The following is a 16,458-nucleotide window of genomic DNA, read 5'->3' as shown; positions in this document are numbered from 1 at the left end:
TCGACATACTGCCACTGCTTCTTGACGTCACGTCAGTTGATGTGTACGAACGCCCCCTTGAGCACCGCCTGGGCGCCGCCGTCCACGGTGACGGAGGTCGTGCCCCGGACGGTGACCGATCCGCCGCGCACGTTCACCGCGCCGGTGCCCGCGTCCAGGGTGATGCCGGCGGAGGAGAGCCGCACCGTGCTGCCGGCCGCGCCGCCGAGGCCGTGGACGGTGAGCACGATCTCGCCGCGCTGCTGGTCCAGGCTGACCTCCAGCTTGCCGTCCCCGCTGGCCAGCCGGACGCCGGACCTGCCGCCCGGCACGTCCAGCAGTTCCATCCGGTGGCCCGAACGGGACACCACGGAACGGCGGTTGACCTTGCCGGAGGCCGCGTCGACCAGCGGCACGTCGTGCGGGGAGGGCCGGTCCACGCCGTTGTAGAGCCCGCCCAGCACGTACGGGCTGTCCAGGTCGCCCTGATCGAAGCCGACCAGCACCTCGTCGTTGACCTCGGGGCTGACCACGCCGCCGCCCCCGGCTCCGCCCCACTGCACGGTGCGCACCCAGTCGGAGACGTAGGTGTCGTCCAGCCAGGGGAACTTCAGCTTCACCCAGCCGCGCTGCCCGCCGCCCGGCTCGCGGACGTCGGTGACCACGCCGACGGCCAGGCCCGGCATCCGCGGTCCGCGCGGCGGCGCGTTGCCGCCGCTGGTCAGGCCGGCCAGCGAGCGGTCGGGGGCGGCGCTGACCACCACGGTGGTCCGGTAGCCGCGAAACGGTTCGAGCAGGTGGCGCACCCCGGTGGCGGTGTAGCGGCCGGAGAAGGCGGCGCCGACGTTGCCCAGGGCGACCGCGGTGCCCGCCCGCAGCCGCGGGTTGCCCTCGGCGACCACCTCCAGCTCGCCGAAGCCGGACGCCACCGAGGCGGCCAGCGACCGGGCCACCGAGGCGGTCTCGGCCTGGGTGCGGTACGGGGTGTCGGCGACGGTCAGCTTGGCCTTGCCGGGGAAGGCGGAGGCCACCGCCGAGGGGCTCATCCCCGGCTGCACCGTCCGGGAGGTCACCGCGGGCTCGGTGGCGACCAGCGCGCGCTTGGTGGTGACGTTCCAGCCGCGCGCCTCGACCGTGTCCGCGCCGCCGGCGCCGGTCAGCACGCCGCGCAGCTCCAGCAGGTTGCGCCCGTACTCCAGCACCAGCGGGTTCTGCGGCGCGGGCGTGGAGGGGGCCGGTGCGCCGGAGGCGGGCTCGGGCCGGACGAACTCCAGCCTCCCGTCGTCGTCCACCCGCACCTGGGCGCCGCTCTCCTGCGCCAGGAACTGGAGGAACTCCCAGTCCGGGACGTTCGCCTGGGACAGCTGCTGGTGGACGACCGGGAAGGAGTCGACCTTCCCGCAGGTCAGGCCCGCGCCCGCGGCGACCTCCCGGACGATGTCGGCGGTCGTCATGTTCCGGAAGGCCTTCACCCGGCGCCCGCGCATCAGCCGGTGGGTGACCGCCGACGCCCGCACCACGGTGTACGAGCCCGTGGTGTCCACCTCCAGCTCCAGCGCGGTCACCTCGCCGGTGAACAGCCGCGCCCGGGTGTTCCCCTGGACGGTGACCACGGACACCTTCAGCGGGGTCCCGATGGTGATCCCGGTGGCGGACAGGAAGGTGTGGTTGGCGTCCCGGAAGGACAGCACCGCGGTGTCGGGCAGGCCGACGCTCTCCTCGATGTCGCAGGAGACCAGTTGGGTCACCCAGACCGGCGGCAGCGGGCCCGGCGCCTCGACGACGGGATCCGCGGCGAAGGACCGGCCGCCGCGGGCCTCGGGAGTGGTCATGACCGTCCGCCCGGGGTGAGTTCGCCGCGGGCCGGTCCGCTCCTGGTGAGCTCCTCGGCGCCCGGCACGATCAGCTCCGCGCCGGGGACCAGCACCAGCGGATCGTCGATGTCGTTGGCCTCGGCGATGGTGCGCCAGGCGGTGGCGTCCCCGTACGCGCGCCAGGCGAGCAGCGGCAGGCTGTCGCCCGCGACCACCCGGTGGGTGCTGCGGGCCTCCGGCGAGCCCGAGGTCGGGTTCTGGCCGGCCGGGTCGACGCTGGCCTCGTCGATGGTGAGCGAGCAGACCGCCCGCAGCGGCTTCCCGTCGACGTCGAAGAGCGAGTAGGTGACCGAGAGGCCGGTCAGCACCCCGTTGAACGACGTGGTCTTCAGGGTGCCCCAGTCCAGCCGGATCCACGGGCTGGCCGGCGTCTTGCGCGCCAGGCTGGCCGGGGTGGGGACGCAGGCCGTCATCAGCTGCTCCACCGCCCGCTCCACCGAGTTGTCGTGGGTCGCGGTGGAGTCCAGGAACACGTCGAGGGAGAGCGAGCGCGGACCGCTGCCGACGAACTCGGGCAGCGCGGACTCCCCCGCCATCCGGGACGGGGTGCGCCGCCACTCGGTGGTCTTGCTCAGCACCAGGGTCGCCGGGTTGAACTGGAGCCGCAGCTGGGCGAGCGTGCCGCCGGGCTGGGCGCCGACCGTGGACGGTGGCTCCATGATGGTCAGTTGGGCCCGGGTGACGCTCGCGGGGACCGCTGGGGACATCCTGGTGCTCCTTCCGTGGGTCGGGTGGCGCGGGCTGGTGGGCGGCTGGTCGGGCGAGGCGGGTCAGGAGGGGCGGAGGCCCGCGTGGGCGATCTCCAGGGTCTCCATCGCGGCCTGGGAGCTGGCGGGGTCGAAGGACGGGCCCTCCCAGCGCACCGGGACGATCCCCTGCACCTGCCAGCCGACGATCCGGCTCAGGTCCGGCCGCAGCGCCACGATCTCGCCGTCCTTCGGCTCGACCTTCCGGACGATCTCGGCCAGCCAGCGGGCGATCTTGGTGGTGTCCGCGGTGACCGCGCGGCTCAGCGTGATGTTCGACCAGGTGATGCGGCCCGGGAGCTGCCAGGCGAAGCCGTTGTTGCCGCCCTCCGCGTACTGCTCGATCTCCACCTGGGCGCCGAGTCCCGAGCAGGTGGTGAACTCGCCCAGGTCGTTGCCTCCGATGGTCAGACTGAAGAACACACTGGACGCGAAGATGTTGTCGGTCATCGGTTCCGCTCCCTGCTTCCGGTCACGTCGCTGCGGCCTGTTGTCGGCCGTCCGCCTTGGTCCACCCTCTGGTCCGCGCGCTGGTCCGCGTCGCGGTCCGGCTCAGCGGCGCATGTCGTACGGCTTGCCGCTGCGCTCCCGGCCCCTGCGCAGTTCGGTGCGCAGCAGCCGGCCCACCGGTTCGACCAGGCGCCGGGCCAGTTCGTCGAGGTCGGAGGGGTCGGCGTGCGGCCCGGCGGGTGGTCCGCCGGGGGCCTTCGTCGATGACGAGGCGGGGGCGTGCCCGGCGGACGCGTGCCCGGCGGCCGCGTTCGCCGCGGGCGTGGCGGCCCTCGGTGATCCGGCGAGCTGCACGGTGGTGGGCGTGCGCGCGGGCACGGCGGTCAGCGGCACCCCGGTCAGGCCCGCCTGCTCGGCCACCTGCTGCAACAGCCGTGCCGTGGCGGGCGAGGACGGGCCGGTGGCGGCGTGGCCGGCCGACAGGGCCCGGGACACCACGGGCGCGGGTGCGGTGGCGCGTTGCAGAGCCACCGGAGCCACCGGAGCCACCGGAGCCGCCGTGGCTGCCGTGGCTGCCGTGGCTGCCGTGGCTGCCGTGCCCAGGATGGCGGGCGGCAGTGCCGGGGCCGGCTGCGGGGGCCGGGAGGTGGCCGGGAGGCGCTGGACGGACGGGGCCGGTACGGGCTTGAGGCGGACCACCGGCGGGGCGGGGGCGGCCGCCGTGGCGGACGGCGAACCGGAAGCACCGGGGATGCCCGGGATGCCGGAGATACCGGAGCTCGGGCGCCCTGGGGACGTCGGCGTGCCGGCGTGCCGGTACGGAGCGGGGCGGCCCGCGGGCGTGGCTGCGGCCTGCGGCGGCGCCGGGACACTCACCGTCGGTGCCCCCACGCGGAGTCGGCCGGGTGCGGATGCGCCCGGGGCGGCGGCGGAGGCCGCCGGGCCCGCGTGCGCCGACCCGGCCGCCGTCCGACCGGTCGCTCGTTCCGACGGGCGTCGGGAGAAGGCGCGTTGCACGGCGGCCACCACCCCGCGCGGCGCCTCGGCTGCGGACGGGCGGCTCGGCAGGGCGGCCGTCCCCGGGGCGCTGGGCCGTGCCGGAGCCGCCGGGGTGCCGGGCTCCCCGGCGGCGGCGCGACCGGAACCGGCGGCCGGCGAGTGCCGGGTGCGTGAGCGCTGCGGGGTGGTCGCGGCCGCGGCCGGCGCGGCCGCCGACTCGCCGTCCGGACGGGACGCCAGCGCGTTGGGCCAGACGGCGGGGACCACGGGCCGGGCGGGCGCCTGGCGGGCGCCGACGGGTGCGGAGGCGGGGGCCGCGGGCGACACCGGCGGGGCGGCCAGGGAGACCGTCATCCGTCGCTCGCCGAGCAACCCGCGGCGCCGGCCGGTGAGTTGGACGGCCCGCTGCACGCCGAGGCCGCCGGGGGCCGGACGCGCGGGGACCGTCACGGGAACCAGCGGGCCGCTGCCGCCTCCGGGCGCGGCGCCGGCGGGCCGGGTGCGGACGCCGGGAGCGATCGGGCCCCCGGCGGCGGTACCCGTCGTCCCCTGCGGGACGTCGGAGACCGGCGGGCGTCCGGCCGCCGGTCCTCGGTGGGCTCGGTCCGCGCCCGGGTGCGTGCTCCGGCCACCGGCGGCCGGGGTGACCGGATCCGCCGATCGTCCGTCATCACCGGTCCGGGACGGGGAGGCGCTCTCCGCCGGGCCGTCGCCGGGACGCCGGGCGGCACGCTGCACGGGCAGCCCTTCACCGGCCGCCGGCGAGACGCCGACGGGAAGTGCGGCGGACGGCACGGCGGGAGCGGCGACACCCGAGGCCGGGCCCGAGATCCGCCGCCGGACCGGTCGGTTCCCACCGAGTAGCGGAGCGGCGCCTCCCGCCACGGCCGCCGTCGGCGGCAGCGCGTCGAGCGGCGCGCCCAGGCCGCCGCGCGTACGGGCGGTGGCCGGGTCGGGGTGTACCGGCGCGGCGCGTTCCGGAGTCGGCGCGGAGGAGGCTGCGGGCGTGGCGGCCCCGGACGGCGCGCGCTGGACGGACGCGGCAGCGGTAGGCCCACCCCGGTGGGCCGGGGTCGAGGTCGGGGCCGGGGCCGGGGTCGGCCGGTCCGGCCGGACCGGCGCAGGGCGCTCGGGGGTCGGCGCGGAGGAGACTGCTGGCGTAGCGGACCCGGACGGCGCGCGCTGGACGGACGCGCCGGCGGCGGATCCTCGATCGGGCCGGTGCGGGACCGGGCTGCCCGGTCCGCCGCCCGTACGGACGCGGCGGGTCTGAGACGAGGGCGAAGCCGAGGGCGAGGACGAGGACTGGGACGGAGACCCGGACGGTCGGACGTCGGCAGGTCCGCCCGGCTCCCGGCCGGTGGCCCCCGTGTCAGCGGGGACGACGGGCATGGCGGGCACGGCGGGCGTCGCGGGCGTTCCCGAGGCGGCGCCGGAACGCTGAGGGCCGTCGGCAGCCACCGGGGTGGCGCTCGCGGGCAGCGCGGTCAACGGCGCGCCGAGGACCGGGCGGGCGGGCCCGGCGGTACCGGGTCCGGCCGTGCCGGGCACGGCGGCGCGCTGGACCACTCCGTCGCCCGGACCGTTCGGCGTGGGCGTGGAGGTGCCGGCCGCGCCCGGCGCCGTCCGTACGGCGGTCTCGGGGCTCGTGGGCGGGCGGAGCGTGGTGCGGGCCGGTTCTTCCGTCGCCGTCGCCGTCACCGCCACCGTCGCCGAACCGGGCTGCGGCATCTCCGTGGCCCGGCTTGGCCCCGGGACCGCAGCCACCGGCCGCACGGGCAGCGACCGGGGCCGCCGCGCCACGACCAGCGGGGCGCCGACGGACCGCGGACGCACCGGACGGTCGGCCCGCACCACCGCGTCGTTCCGGCGCGGGGAGGCGGTGCCCGCACCGGGCGTCGCCTCGGCGGGCGCCGACACGCCTCGCGCCGCCGCACCGGAGGCCCCGGCAGCGGGCGCCGGGGCAGCGGGCACCGGCGCAGCGGGCCTCGTCGCCGCAGGCTGCGGCGAACTCCCCTTCTTCTCCTCTGACTTCACCCCGCCAGCACCGGACGCACCGGGATTCGACTCCACACGGTCCGCGCCGCCCGCACGCGCCGGGCGCGGGCCCGACCGCACCGGAAGCCGCCGCATCCGGACGGACCGCTGGACCGGCCGGGCCTGCCGCGACGAGCCCGCCCGGTCGTCCGCCGAGGGCTCCTCCGCCCCGGGCTCCGCCGGGAGGGCAGGCACGACGAGCTCGTTCCCGCCCGTGAGCACCGGGGAGGGCGAACCCGGCCGCGCGACCGCCCGCAGGATGCCCGCCGGGGCGGTCGGCAGGACCGCGTGGCCGAGCGGGCCGCACAGCGACGGGTCCTGCCAAGCGGTGAGTCGGGACCGGAACTTCAGGCCGTCGCTGACGCCGTGGGCCGGCCCGGCCAGGGTCGGGACCAGCGGCGCGACCGCGCGCCATCCCCCGTCCGCGCCCGCCGGACGCCGCCGAGCGGCCTCCGCACCACCGGAAGCACCGCCGGAAGCACCAGCGGAAGCACCTCCCGAAGCGCCACCGGCGGATGCACCGGAAGCGCTGCCGGACACCGCGCCGGAAGCACCCGAACCGGAAGCACCCGCACCCCCGGCCTCGCCGCCCCTCCGGCGGCCGATCCAGTCCCGAAGCCCCACCCGGCTCACCCGCCTTCGCTGATGCGGGTGTTGAGCCGGGCGATCTCCCTGACCCACTGCCCGCGTTCGCGGTGGGTCAGGTCGAGGATGTCCTCCCGCTGCCAGTGGAAGTGGTAGGCGATGTACGCGATCTCCTCGTACAGCCGAGCAGGCGCGTACGTCACGATTCCCCCAGGCGCCCACCGGCGAGGTCGACCTCGAAGGCGCCGTCGCAGTGCGGGCAGGTCACCGCGGCGCGCGTGTGGCCCTCGCTGTTGATCCGCTGGTAGAGGTCCTGGAGGAAGGCCACGTCGGTGGCGTACATCCGCTCGACGACCCCGGCGTGCACGTCGGTGATGTCGCCCAGCCTGGTGATGACGTGGCTGAGCAGCACGACGCTGAGGTAGGCCGGGTTCTCCTTGACCCGCAGGTCGATCTGCGGCATCAGTTCGTCGCGGGCGGTGGCCAGGCGCATGGCACCGTGCCGGTGCACGGTGCCCTCGTCGTCGACGTACCCGAGCGGCAGCTCGAACTCGAACTCGGTGTGCGGCGCCCGGCCCCGGGGCTGGGCCGCGGCCGCCGGGGCCTGCTGCTGGGGCGCGGTGTGCTGCGGGGCCGGAGCCCCTTCCAGCAGCTCCTCCAGGCCGATCTTCCTCCTCACTCGACCGAGATCTCCTCGAACACGATGGTCACGGTCTCGGTGGCGGCGCTGGACTCGCCGGCACTGAGGGTCGGGCCCTCCCAGCGGCTCGCCCAGGCGTTGAGCAGCTGGATGCGCCGCAGGGTGGCACCGGTGGTGTCCTTGACCTCGATGGTGAGGTTCTGCCGCGCGGTGTTGATCGCCCCGTTGTTGAGGGTCTCCTTGATCCAGTCCGTGAACGCGCCGCTCTTGTCCAGGCCGCGGGTGATGGTCACCTCGCCGGGGAGCCGGGCGCCGGGCTGCTTGCGGACGATCAGTTTGCCCTCTTGGGTCACCTGCTTGTACTCGACGACGTCCTGTTCCACCGTCAGGTTGCTGATCTCCTTGACGGACTCGACGTTGTAGCCGCCGAGTTGGACGCCGAATATGTGTGTGGAGAGCGGATCGCCTTCAGCCATGGGTTTGTGTCACCTTCCGATGCGAGGGGTGCCGAGGGGTGGTGCCGACCGGGCCGGTCACTCGTTGACGAGGCTCGTGCTGTCGGAGAACTGGGACAGCCGGAACACCACGAACTCCGCGGGCTTCACCGGGGCGACGCCGATCTCGCAGATCACCTGGCCGAGGTCGATGGACTCCGGCGGGTTGTTGTCGCGGTCGCACTTGACGTAGAAGGCCTCGGCCGCGGTCTGGCCGAACAGGGCCCCGCGCCGCCACTCCTCGGTGAGGAACGCGGTGATGTTCCGGCGGATGCTGGACCACAGCCGGTCGTCGTTGGGTTCGAAGACGACCCACTGGGTCCCCAGGAGGATGGACTCCTCCAGGTAGTTGAACAGCCGGCGCACGTTCAGGTAGCGCCACGCGGGGTCGGAGGACAGGGTGCGCGCGCCCCAGATCCGGATGCCGCGCCCGGGGAACGCCCGTACGCAGTTGACGCCGATCGGGTTCAGCAGGTCCTGCTCGCCCTTGCTGAGGCGGAGCTCCAGGTCCACCGCGCCGCGGATGACCTCGTTGGCGGGCGCCTTGTGCACGCCGCGCTCGGCGTCGCTGCGCGCCCACACCCCGGCGGCGTGCCCGCTCGGCGGGACCAGCACGTTGCGGCCGCTCGCCGGGTCGAACACCTTGATCCACGGGTAGTAGAGCGCGGCGTAACGGGAGTCGAAGCCCGCCTCGGCGGTGCGCCAGGTGCGCATCTGCTGGGCGTTCAGGCCGGGCGGCGGGTCCAGGACGGCGATCCGGTCGCCCATCTGCTCGCAGTGCGACATCAGCGCGAGCTGGACGGTGCGCAGGCCCTCCTTGTCGAGGTCGCCGCGCTGGTAGGCGCTCATCAGGTCGGGCACCGCGACCATGGTGATCTCGTCGATCGCCTCCAGACCGCCGAAGCCCGTCCGGGCGGCGGCGTCGCCGATGTACTCGGCGGGGTCCAGCCGGCCGGCCGGGGCCGACGCCGCGGGCGCGGCGGCCAGCGCGTGGGTGCGGCGCTCGGGGCGGCTCGGCACGGTGCCGGGCTGCTCGGCGACGGCGACCAGCTTGGACTCGCGCAGCTGGGTGAGGACGTAGCCCTTGGTGCTCTTGCGGGTCGACACGTCGTACGTCTCGACGACCTCGGCGCCCCGGCGCACCAGCAGCCGGAAGCGGTCCTCGGGGACGTTCTCCCCCTCCGGGTCGGCGACCTCGACGGAGACCTCGCCGCCCGCGCCGGGCAGGGCGGTGAAGAGGAAGCCGGCGATCTCGACGGGCGGGGCCGCGGTGACGGCGGGCGCGGCGCCGGGCGGGCGCCGGGCCGGGTCGCCGACCCGCACCACGTAGGCGGAGCCGCCGCCGTTCGCGAAGAAGCCGTACACCGAGTGCGCCAGGTAGGAGCCCTCGGTGAAGCTTCCGAACCGCTGGACGTACTGGTCCCAGTTGGTCACCAGCGTGGGCTCGTGGAAGGGCCCGGTCGCGGCGCAGCCGACGAAGGCGGCGACGGCCGTGCCGACGCCCTCGATCGGCCGGGCACCGGACTGGACCTCCTCCACGTACACGCCCGGGGTGAGGTACGACGGCATACGCGCTCCTTCGGCTGGCCATGCATTTCGCCGGTCATTCGCCCCCGAGTCTGCTGCCCGGGGCCCACCGGGGAACATGTCCGCAGGTCCCGGACCGGGGGCAGCGACCGCTGCCCCCGGCGGACACCCCGGTACGCACCCACCGGTGCCCCGGACGCCCCTGGAACCGCGGGAGCCCCCACCGTCCCGGGAGCCTCCGGCGTCCTGGAGGCCCCGGCGGCCCCGGGAGCGCTCAGCCGTGCCCGGCGTCCCCGAGGACGCCCAGCCAGGGCCCGAACTCGTTGGCCAGCACCAGCCGCCCGAGCTTGCGGTACTCGCCGACCACCGCGGCGACCAGCTGCGCCATGCCCAGCGGGGTGCCCTCCCCGGCGGCCAGGTAGGCCGCGGAGACCGCGCAGGCCCGGATGGAGCCGCCGGCGAGCTCGAAGTTCCGGGCGCAGAAGTCCAGGTCGAGGTCGTCGCCGCGGGGCACCAGCGGCCCCAGGCAGCGGTCCCACAGCAGGCGCCGCTGCGCCTCGTCCGGCAGCGGGAACTCCGCGATGACGTCCAGCCGCCGGGTGAACGCCTCGTCGAGGTTGGCCCGCAGATTGGACGTCAGCACGGCGATCCCGTCGAAGGACTCCATCCGCTGGAGCAGGTAGGCCGTCTCCACGTTGGCGTGCCGGTCGTGGGCGTCCTTGACCTCGGAGCGCTTGCCGAACAGCGCGTCCGCCTCGTCGAACAGCAGGACGCCGTTCACCTGGGCGGCCTCGGTGAAGATCCGTTCCAGGTTCTTCTCGGTCTCGCCGATGTACTTGTCCACCACGGTGGAGAGGTCCACCACGTACAGCTCCATGCCGAGTTCGGCGGCGACCACCTCGGCCGACATGGTCTTGCCGGTGCCGGACTCCCCGGCGAACAGGGCGATCACCGCGTTCCCCCGGCCGCCGCCCGGGCGCATCCGCCAGCGCCCGAGGACCTGGTCGCGGTGGCGGGCCCGCAGCACGAGTTCGCGCAGCCGGCCGGCGGTGGGGGCGGGCAGCACCAGGTCGGACCAGCCGACCGCGGGCTCGATCCGGCGGGCGAGCCGGGCCAGGCCTGCGGCGTTCTGCGCGCGCACCGCCGTCCGCAGGTCCTCCGCCCGCACCGGGCGCCGCTCGGCGGCCGCCGTCCGGGCCGCCACCGAGGCGGCCCGCGCCAGCTGGTCCTGGTCCAGCCGGTAGGCGGCCACCCCCTCGGCGAGTTCCTCGCTCAGCTCCTCGTTCAGCGCGCGGGCCCACTGCTCGGCGCGCTCGCCGGCGTCCGGCGGCGGGACGGTGACCACCACCGGGCTCTGCGCCGCCCAGGCCGGGTCCCACACCTGCGGGCCGTGCACCACCAGCGGGACGTCGGCGAGTTCCGCGCACAGCTCGCGCAACAGCGCGGCACGCTCCGGCCGTTCGGGCTGGAGCCGGTCCAGCGGGCCGAGCACCACGCCGCCCCCGCCCAGCCGCGCCTCGCGGGCGAGCACCCGTACGGTGCCCTCCGGCGGGCGGGCGGCGAGCGCGGCGGGGTCGACCACCAGGGGCGGCGGGCCGTCGGCCCCGAGGGCTGCCACCGCGAGCGCGCCGGCGTGCCCGCCGCGGTCCAGCAGGTGCACCAGGCCGCCGACGGCGACCAGCGCGCGCAGCCGCTCGTCGGCCTCCCGCTCGTCGGGCCGCGTCGGATCGGTCCGCCCCGGATCGGGCCGCCGCTGGTCCGGCCGCCGAGGGCCGGGTTCGGCGCGGTGGGCCAGCCCGGCGAGCGCGCCGTCCGGCTCGTCGTCGCCGAGCAGATGGGCCGTCACCCGGTCCGGGACCCGCAGGGTGCGGGAGAGCAGCGGGCGGTCCGGCTCGGTGACCTCCAGCAGGCCGCCGGCGATCAGCGGGGACCGGGTGGAGAAGCGGAAGCGCCCGGCGCCGGCCCCCGGCTGTCCGCACAGTTCCAGGGCGAGGCCGACGGTCGCCCGGCGGCGGGTCAGGTCGTCGTTGAGGTAGCCGTAGAGCTGTTCGAAGCGGGGGTCGAGGTCGGGGGCGAGCGCCACCAGCAGCAGGTCGAGGTCCAGCGGGAGCAGCCCGAAGGCGGCGCTGAGCCGCCCGAGCCGGGAGCCGGGCGGCGGCGCGGGGCCGTCGCCGGGGTCCGCGGTCCCGCGGTGCGCCGTGGCGGCGGCCGCCAGGATGCGGTCCACGGCCTCCGGCCCGAGGTACTGGCCGCGGTACGGGTCGTCCGGGTCGGGGTCGTCGGCCCGGCGTTCGCGCACCGCCGCGCGGACCCGCTGTTCGACCCGCCGCAGCCGCTCCCAGAGGTGGTCGGAGCTCGGCGGGGCGCCGTTCACCGCCTGGTCGGGGCTCGGCGGGGCGCCGTTCGCCGCCTGGTCGAGGTCCAGGGTCATCGCGCCCTGCCCCGGGGCCGGCGGCCGGGCGGCAGCCCGCGTTCCCGGGGCGCGGCGAAGCCGTCCGGCCCGGGGTCGGCGGTGCCCTGGTAGCGCAGTCGGCGGCCCGGGCCGTCGGCGGACGGCAAGTTGTCCCGGGTGGTGTCGCCGGCGTGCAGCACCAGCCCCTCGGTGACCGGCGGTCCGGCGGGGGCACGCTCGCCGGGCAGCGGGGCGAGCACCCGGAGGTCGACCGACGGCCGCAGCTCCCCGCCGAGCGAGGACCAGACGTCGGAGACCGACGGCAGGCCGGTGTCCTGCCCCGCGATGTCCAGCGCGACGGTCAGTCCGAGCTCGGCGAGCGAGCCGGTGAGCAGCCCGGCGGGCAGCGTGTCGGTGGCGGTGAGGCACTGCAGCACCTCGGCCAGCAGCCGGTGTTCGTCCTGCGGCCGGTTGGTCCAGGCAGTGACCAGGTAGGCCAGTTCGAACCAGCGGGGCGCCGGGCGCCGGCCGGTCACCATGCCGTCCGCGTCGTACTCCGCGACGGTGCCGCTCTGCCGGCGGCCGGTGTCCTCGCGGAGCCCGTAGAGGAAGACGCTGACCGTGGGCGCGTTGCGGCGGGCGGCGAAGTCCCGGGTGGGGGCGTCGAAGACCACCTCGATCCCGCGCTCGGTCAGGCCGGTCCCGGTGAGCAGTCGCCGCAGTGCCTCGTCGACTTCGTGGATCACCGCCGCTCCACCTCCCCAGGCGGGCCGATGCTGCCCTCGACGACGAGGAAGGGGCAGGTCACCGGGGAGAATCCGGGGCCCTCGGCGGTGATGGTGCGCGGGCCCGTCTCGTCCTTGGGGAGGATGAGCAGCTGCCCGGCGAAGGTCCCGTCGGCCTTCGGGCGGGTGGGCGCGGCGGCGGCGGTGATGCCGGGCTGCCAGGTGAAGCGGACCGGCGCGCCGGGCGGGAAGTCCACCCCGCGTACGGAGGTCACGAAGCCGGGCTTGCCGATCGGCGGCACCGCGACGATGCGGGGCTGGAGGATGCGCAGCGGGGTGCTCGCCCGGTGCGGTCCCGGGGCGGCGTCGGTGCCGGTGGTGGTCAGCTCGGCGGTGACGACGGTGTCCAGCGCCGCCACGGGCGAGAGCACCACCCGGATCACCGCGCTGCGGCCGGGGGCCAGGTCGCTCACGGTGCAGGTGCCGTTGCGGCAGCCGGGGGGCAGGGCCCCGGTGGGCACTCCGGCGGGCAGGCCGAGGGTGAGGCGCAGGCCGGTGGCGAGGGCCTGGCCGGTGTTGCGCACCGTGTAGCTGACGGTCACGTGGCCGCCGACGTAGCCGGGGTTCGGCTGGGCGTCGACCGTGACGCCGGGGCCGGCCTGCGGCGGGGGTGCGGGCGCCGGGGGCGGTGGCGGCGGCGGTGCGGGGGTGGGCGTCACGGTGGTGGGCGTCACGGTGGGTGTGGGTGTGCGCGTCGGTGTCGGGGTCGGGGTCGGTGACGGGGTGGGCGTCGGCGAGGGGGTCGACGGCTCCAGCACCGGCAGGAAGGTCCGGGCGGAGTCGTCGTCGGGGTTCGGGTCGACGACCGTCCCGGTGACGCTCCAGCCGAAGTCCGGGTAGCCGGGCCGGGTGCCGATCAGGGTGGCCGTGATCCGGATCACCGCGCGCGGTGCCATGGTGCCGAGTTCGCAGCGCAGCGCCGCGGCGTCGCACGATCCGGTCGGGGTGGTCAGCCTGCCGAGCCGGGCGCCGTTCGGCACCGAGACGGTGAGGACGGTGCCGGGCGAGGGCGCGGGGCCCTTGTTGGTGACGGTGACCGTCACGTCGGTGCTGCCGTCGACGGGGACGGCCGGGGTCCGTTCGGGCACGCTGACCGCCAGGTCGACGGACTGCTGGACGGCCGGCTCCTTCTGGCGGCCCGGCAGCCGCCAGTCGAGCTCGGTGAGCTTGGCGGTCGCGAAGTCGTAGACCTTGATGCCCTCCGGTGAGCTCGGCGGGGCGGCCCGGCGGGAGGTCATCAGCAGCTGGGCGCTGTTCGCCGTCCAGGCGACGTCGCGGGGCTGGAAGGGCCCGCTGGTGGGGCGTTCGGGCAGCGGCCGGGTGCAGGCGCCCTGGCCGAGCCCGGCGGGCACGATCACCGTGCAGTCGGCGCCGGTCGGGGTGGTGACCACCACGCCGTCCTGGTGGTTGTTCCCGCCGTCACCGGCCTTGCGGTTGAAGGCGATGCGACGGCCGTCGGGGGCGAAGGCGGGGCTGTCGTCGATGACGTCGCAGCTGCCCGGGCAGGCCGTCCGGCTGAGGTCGCTCTGCCGGGTGAGGTCGTCGGCGGCGACGGTCCAGACGTGCAGGTTGCCGGCGTTGCCGTCGACCACGGCCGTCCGGGAGAAGGCGATCAGCTTTCCGTCGGGGGACCAGAACGGCTGGCCGTCGGAGGCGTCCGACTGACCGGCCGGCGGCCGGACGGTGCCGACGATCCTCCCGGTGGCCACCTCGGCGATCAGGACGCGCCCGGGCCGGGCCGGCTGCCCGCCGGTGGCCGGGGTGCTGCGGCTGAACACGATCAGCCGGCCGTCCGGGGAGAGGGACGGGTCGGTGTCCCGGTCGTTCGGGCCGCGCCCGGTGAGGTCCATGGGGTGCGGGTTCGCCCCGTCGGCGTCGGCGAGCCAGATCCGCTGGATCCGCCCGGCGGGCCCGTCCTCGTAGCGGGTCACCACGATCTGCCGGCCGTCGGGGGTGTAGGTCTGGCGCTCGTACCACGGGTCGAAGCCGGGGCGTGGGTGGAACAGCGGGTCGGCGGCCGGGTCGGTGCTGGCGTTGCTGTCGGCGGCCGGGTCCTCGCGGAGCACGCTGATGCCGAGGTCGCGCGGGTCGGACCCGTCGGGGCGCATGTCCTGCACGTCGGCGACGTTGGCGCCGGAGGCGCTGGTCTGCTCGACGACGGGGCCGCCCTCGTTCTGGGTGCCCAGCCAGGCCGGTGTGGCGATCAACCGGTTGGCGCGGTAGAGCAGACGGGGCGCGTCGCAGTTGCAGGTCAGCGCGCGGTAGAGGTTCACCACCGGCGGCTGGCCCGGGTCGGGCTGCGGGCTCGGGTTGTTGGGGTCGAGCAGGTCCGCGCTGAGGAAGAGCACGCCGCTGCCGTCGGCCATCCACGCGGCGGAGCCGGTCTTCCAGGTGGAGCCGGTGCCGGGGAAGAACGCCTTGTCGCCGCCGGTGGGCGAGGTGAGCATCAGGGTCCGGCCCTGGTCGCGCTGGTCCCAGGTGTAGACGATCTCGTTGCGGTGGGCGTCGTCGTTCACCGGGTTCCAGGTCGGGTCGACCGCGTCCCCGTTGGTCACGTTGGTGACCTTCACCGGTGCGCCGCCTTCGAACGGCCGCAGGTAGATCTGGCGGTGGTCCGGTTCGCCGTCGCAGGAGTACGCGATCCACTTGCCGTCGGGCGAGACCGTCGGGTGGGTCTCGTCGGCGGCGCCGTCGGTGATCCGGCGCAGTCCGCTGCCGTCCCGGTTGACGGCCCACAGCACGTGCTGGGGCTTGCTGTCGCCGCCGCGGTCCTCCAGCGCCTCGAAGACGACGCCCTTGCCGTCCGGGGCGAGGGCGGGGTGGGAGGTGTCCATGCCGGTGGTGAGCCGGTGCACGGCGCCGGCCGCGTCGCGCAGGTAGACCTGGGGCAGCGGCCCGTCGCGCAGGCTGGTGAAGACCAGTTCGTCGCCGCGGGCCGAGGGGTCGCGGTCGAAGTGGACCGGGCCGGGCCCGAACAGCGGGGTGCTGGACTCCGTGCCGGTCACCTTGCCGAGGCCGCGGTGGTTGGTGCCGGCGTAGACGATCCGTCCGGCCGCCGGGTCGACGGCGGCCACCGGGGCCGCGCTGCCCGGCCCGCCGGGGGCGGCGCCGGTCAGGGTCACCAGGGCCGCCGCGAACGCGAGCAGCACCGCGACGGCGGCCCGGGCCGGCCGCCGGACGGAGCGGGGGGTGGCGGAGGCGCCGATCACGCTCGACCTCACAGGTTGCAGGGGCGGTCTCCCGCAGTGTCCCCGCCCCGGCGGCCCGGCGGGAGAGCCCGGACACCCTCGGCGGGGGAAGCAACCGGTGTCCCCAAAGGGCAGACCGCCCGCCCCTCGCACAGGAAGTCGGCCGGGCCGACTTCCCGCACGACACTGTCGGAGACGGCTTCCCGGCCTGGCGGCGGAGGGGTTCCCCGGTCGCCGGGCGTAGGTCCACCGCCCCATGCGCACCTCGAACAGGCTGTCTATCGTCGGCATTCGTGCAGAACACGGGGAACGGTCTCCGCCCGGCGGCGGAACGCAGGCGCGACACTCTCGAACGGCTCGTCACCGAGCGGGACGTCTGGGTGTCGACGGCGCATCCCGATCACGGGCCGCACCAGGTGCCGCTGTGGTTCCGGTGGGACGGGCGAGCGGTGTGGATGTGCACCAGCGCCGCTTCCCCGACTGCGCGGAACCTCCGCGTGGAGCCGCGCGTGCGTCTGGCGCTGCCCGACACCTTCGACGTGGTGCTCCTCCAGGGCGAGGCGGAATGCTTCCCGGACCAGGACGTGCCCGAAGACGCGGCGGAGGCGTTCGCCGCCAGGTTCGGGTGGGACCCGCGCACGCAGGAGGGTTCCTTCCTGTACGTGCGCGTGGTACCGACGACCGTACGCGCCTGGCGCGGCGAGCCGGAGCTGCGCGGCAGGGTCATCATGCGCGACGGGGCGTGGCTGGACTGAACGGACG

General features: G+C 75.9%; 12 protein-coding genes. 1 reads left to right on the top strand and 11 read right to left on the bottom strand.

Features of this window, described 5'->3' with window-relative positions:
- Window positions 1–32: 32 nt before the first annotated feature.
- The 11 genes from ACZ5GH_RS34290 to ACZ5GH_RS34240 all read right to left on the bottom strand — a co-directional run bounded on the left by ACZ5GH_RS34290 (window position 33) and on the right by ACZ5GH_RS34240 (window position 15,729).
- Window positions 33–1,811 (bottom strand): VgrG-related protein, encoded by a 1,779-nt coding sequence (locus ACZ5GH_RS34290; protein ID WP_387757307.1) that lies wholly within the window; start codon window positions 1,809–1,811, stop codon window positions 33–35.
- Window positions 1,808–2,560, bottom strand: coding sequence for a CIS tube protein (locus ACZ5GH_RS34285; protein ID WP_387757305.1), 753 nt, complete (start codon window positions 2,558–2,560; stop codon window positions 1,808–1,810). Before ACZ5GH_RS34285 ends, ACZ5GH_RS34290 begins: the two co-directional genes overlap by 4 nt.
- Before the next feature lie 63 nt (window positions 2,561–2,623).
- The gene (locus ACZ5GH_RS34280; protein WP_387757304.1) at window positions 2,624–3,049 is read right to left on the bottom strand and encodes a phage tail protein; all 426 of its coding nucleotides are present in this window, start codon (window positions 3,047–3,049) and stop codon (window positions 2,624–2,626) included.
- 102 nt (window positions 3,050–3,151) lie between these two features.
- Window positions 3,152–4,498 (bottom strand): hypothetical protein, encoded by a 1,347-nt coding sequence (locus ACZ5GH_RS34275; RefSeq protein WP_464336257.1) that lies wholly within the window; start codon window positions 4,496–4,498, stop codon window positions 3,152–3,154.
- A 2,216-nt stretch (window positions 4,499–6,714) separates the two neighbouring features.
- Window positions 6,715–6,873, bottom strand: coding sequence for a DUF6760 family protein (locus ACZ5GH_RS34270; protein ID WP_181970396.1), 159 nt, complete (start codon window positions 6,871–6,873; stop codon window positions 6,715–6,717).
- Window positions 6,870–7,349 (bottom strand): hypothetical protein, encoded by a 480-nt coding sequence (locus ACZ5GH_RS34265; protein WP_387757301.1) that lies wholly within the window; start codon window positions 7,347–7,349, stop codon window positions 6,870–6,872. Before ACZ5GH_RS34265 ends, ACZ5GH_RS34270 begins: the two co-directional genes overlap by 4 nt.
- Entirely contained in the window at window positions 7,346–7,786 is a 441-nt protein-coding gene (locus tag ACZ5GH_RS34260) for a phage tail protein (protein ID WP_049660364.1), read from the bottom strand. Before ACZ5GH_RS34260 ends, ACZ5GH_RS34265 begins: the two co-directional genes overlap by 4 nt.
- A gap of 57 nt (window positions 7,787–7,843) precedes the next feature.
- Window positions 7,844–9,373: a phage tail sheath family protein gene (locus ACZ5GH_RS34255; RefSeq protein WP_464336256.1), complete on the bottom strand. Its 1,530-nt coding sequence runs from the start codon at window positions 9,371–9,373 to the stop codon at window positions 7,844–7,846.
- A 232-nt stretch (window positions 9,374–9,605) separates the two neighbouring features.
- A complete protein-coding gene (locus tag ACZ5GH_RS34250) occupies window positions 9,606–11,762 on the bottom strand; it encodes an ATP-binding protein (RefSeq protein WP_464336255.1) in 2,157 nt (718 codons plus the stop codon).
- Window positions 11,759–12,469 (bottom strand): Pvc16 family protein, encoded by a 711-nt coding sequence (locus ACZ5GH_RS34245; protein WP_387757297.1) that lies wholly within the window; start codon window positions 12,467–12,469, stop codon window positions 11,759–11,761. Before ACZ5GH_RS34245 ends, ACZ5GH_RS34250 begins: the two co-directional genes overlap by 4 nt.
- Window positions 12,466–15,729 carry a hypothetical protein gene (locus ACZ5GH_RS34240; protein WP_464336254.1) on the bottom strand — a complete coding sequence of 1,088 codons (3,264 nt, stop codon included), beginning with the start codon at window positions 15,727–15,729 and terminating at the stop codon, window positions 12,466–12,468. The genes ACZ5GH_RS34245 and ACZ5GH_RS34240 overlap by 4 nt, the downstream gene beginning before the upstream one ends.
- Window positions 15,730–15,989: 260 nt before the next feature.
- On the opposite strand from ACZ5GH_RS34240, the gene ACZ5GH_RS34235 reads away from it, so the two are divergent.
- Complete coding sequence (locus tag ACZ5GH_RS34235; RefSeq protein ID WP_464336253.1) at window positions 15,990–16,451, top strand: pyridoxamine 5'-phosphate oxidase family protein; 462 nt, start codon at window positions 15,990–15,992, stop codon at window positions 16,449–16,451.
- Window positions 16,452–16,458: the final 7 nt, after the last annotated feature.

Source organism: Kitasatospora sp. Xyl93 (assembly GCF_055383135.1).
The sequence above is the reverse complement of the archived record's forward strand: the minus strand, read 5'-3'. Positions and strand labels throughout refer to the sequence as shown.

Coding starts and splice junctions, on each gene's coding strand:
- ACZ5GH_RS34290 (WP_387757307.1), bottom strand. CDS start 1,811: ATGACCACTCCCGAGGCCCGCGGCGGCCGGTCCTTCGCCGCGGATCCC.
- ACZ5GH_RS34285 (WP_387757305.1), bottom strand. CDS start 2,560: ATGTCCCCAGCGGTCCCCGCGAGCGTCACCCGGGCCCAACTGACCATC.
- ACZ5GH_RS34280 (WP_387757304.1), bottom strand. CDS start 3,049: ATGACCGACAACATCTTCGCGTCCAGTGTGTTCTTCAGTCTGACCATC.
- ACZ5GH_RS34260 (WP_049660364.1), bottom strand. CDS start 7,786: ATGGCTGAAGGCGATCCGCTCTCCACACACATATTCGGCGTCCAACTC.
- ACZ5GH_RS34255 (WP_464336256.1), bottom strand. CDS start 9,373: ATGCCGTCGTACCTCACCCCGGGCGTGTACGTGGAGGAGGTCCAGTCC.
- ACZ5GH_RS34250 (WP_464336255.1), bottom strand. CDS start 11,762: ATGACCCTGGACCTCGACCAGGCGGCGAACGGCGCCCCGCCGAGCCCC.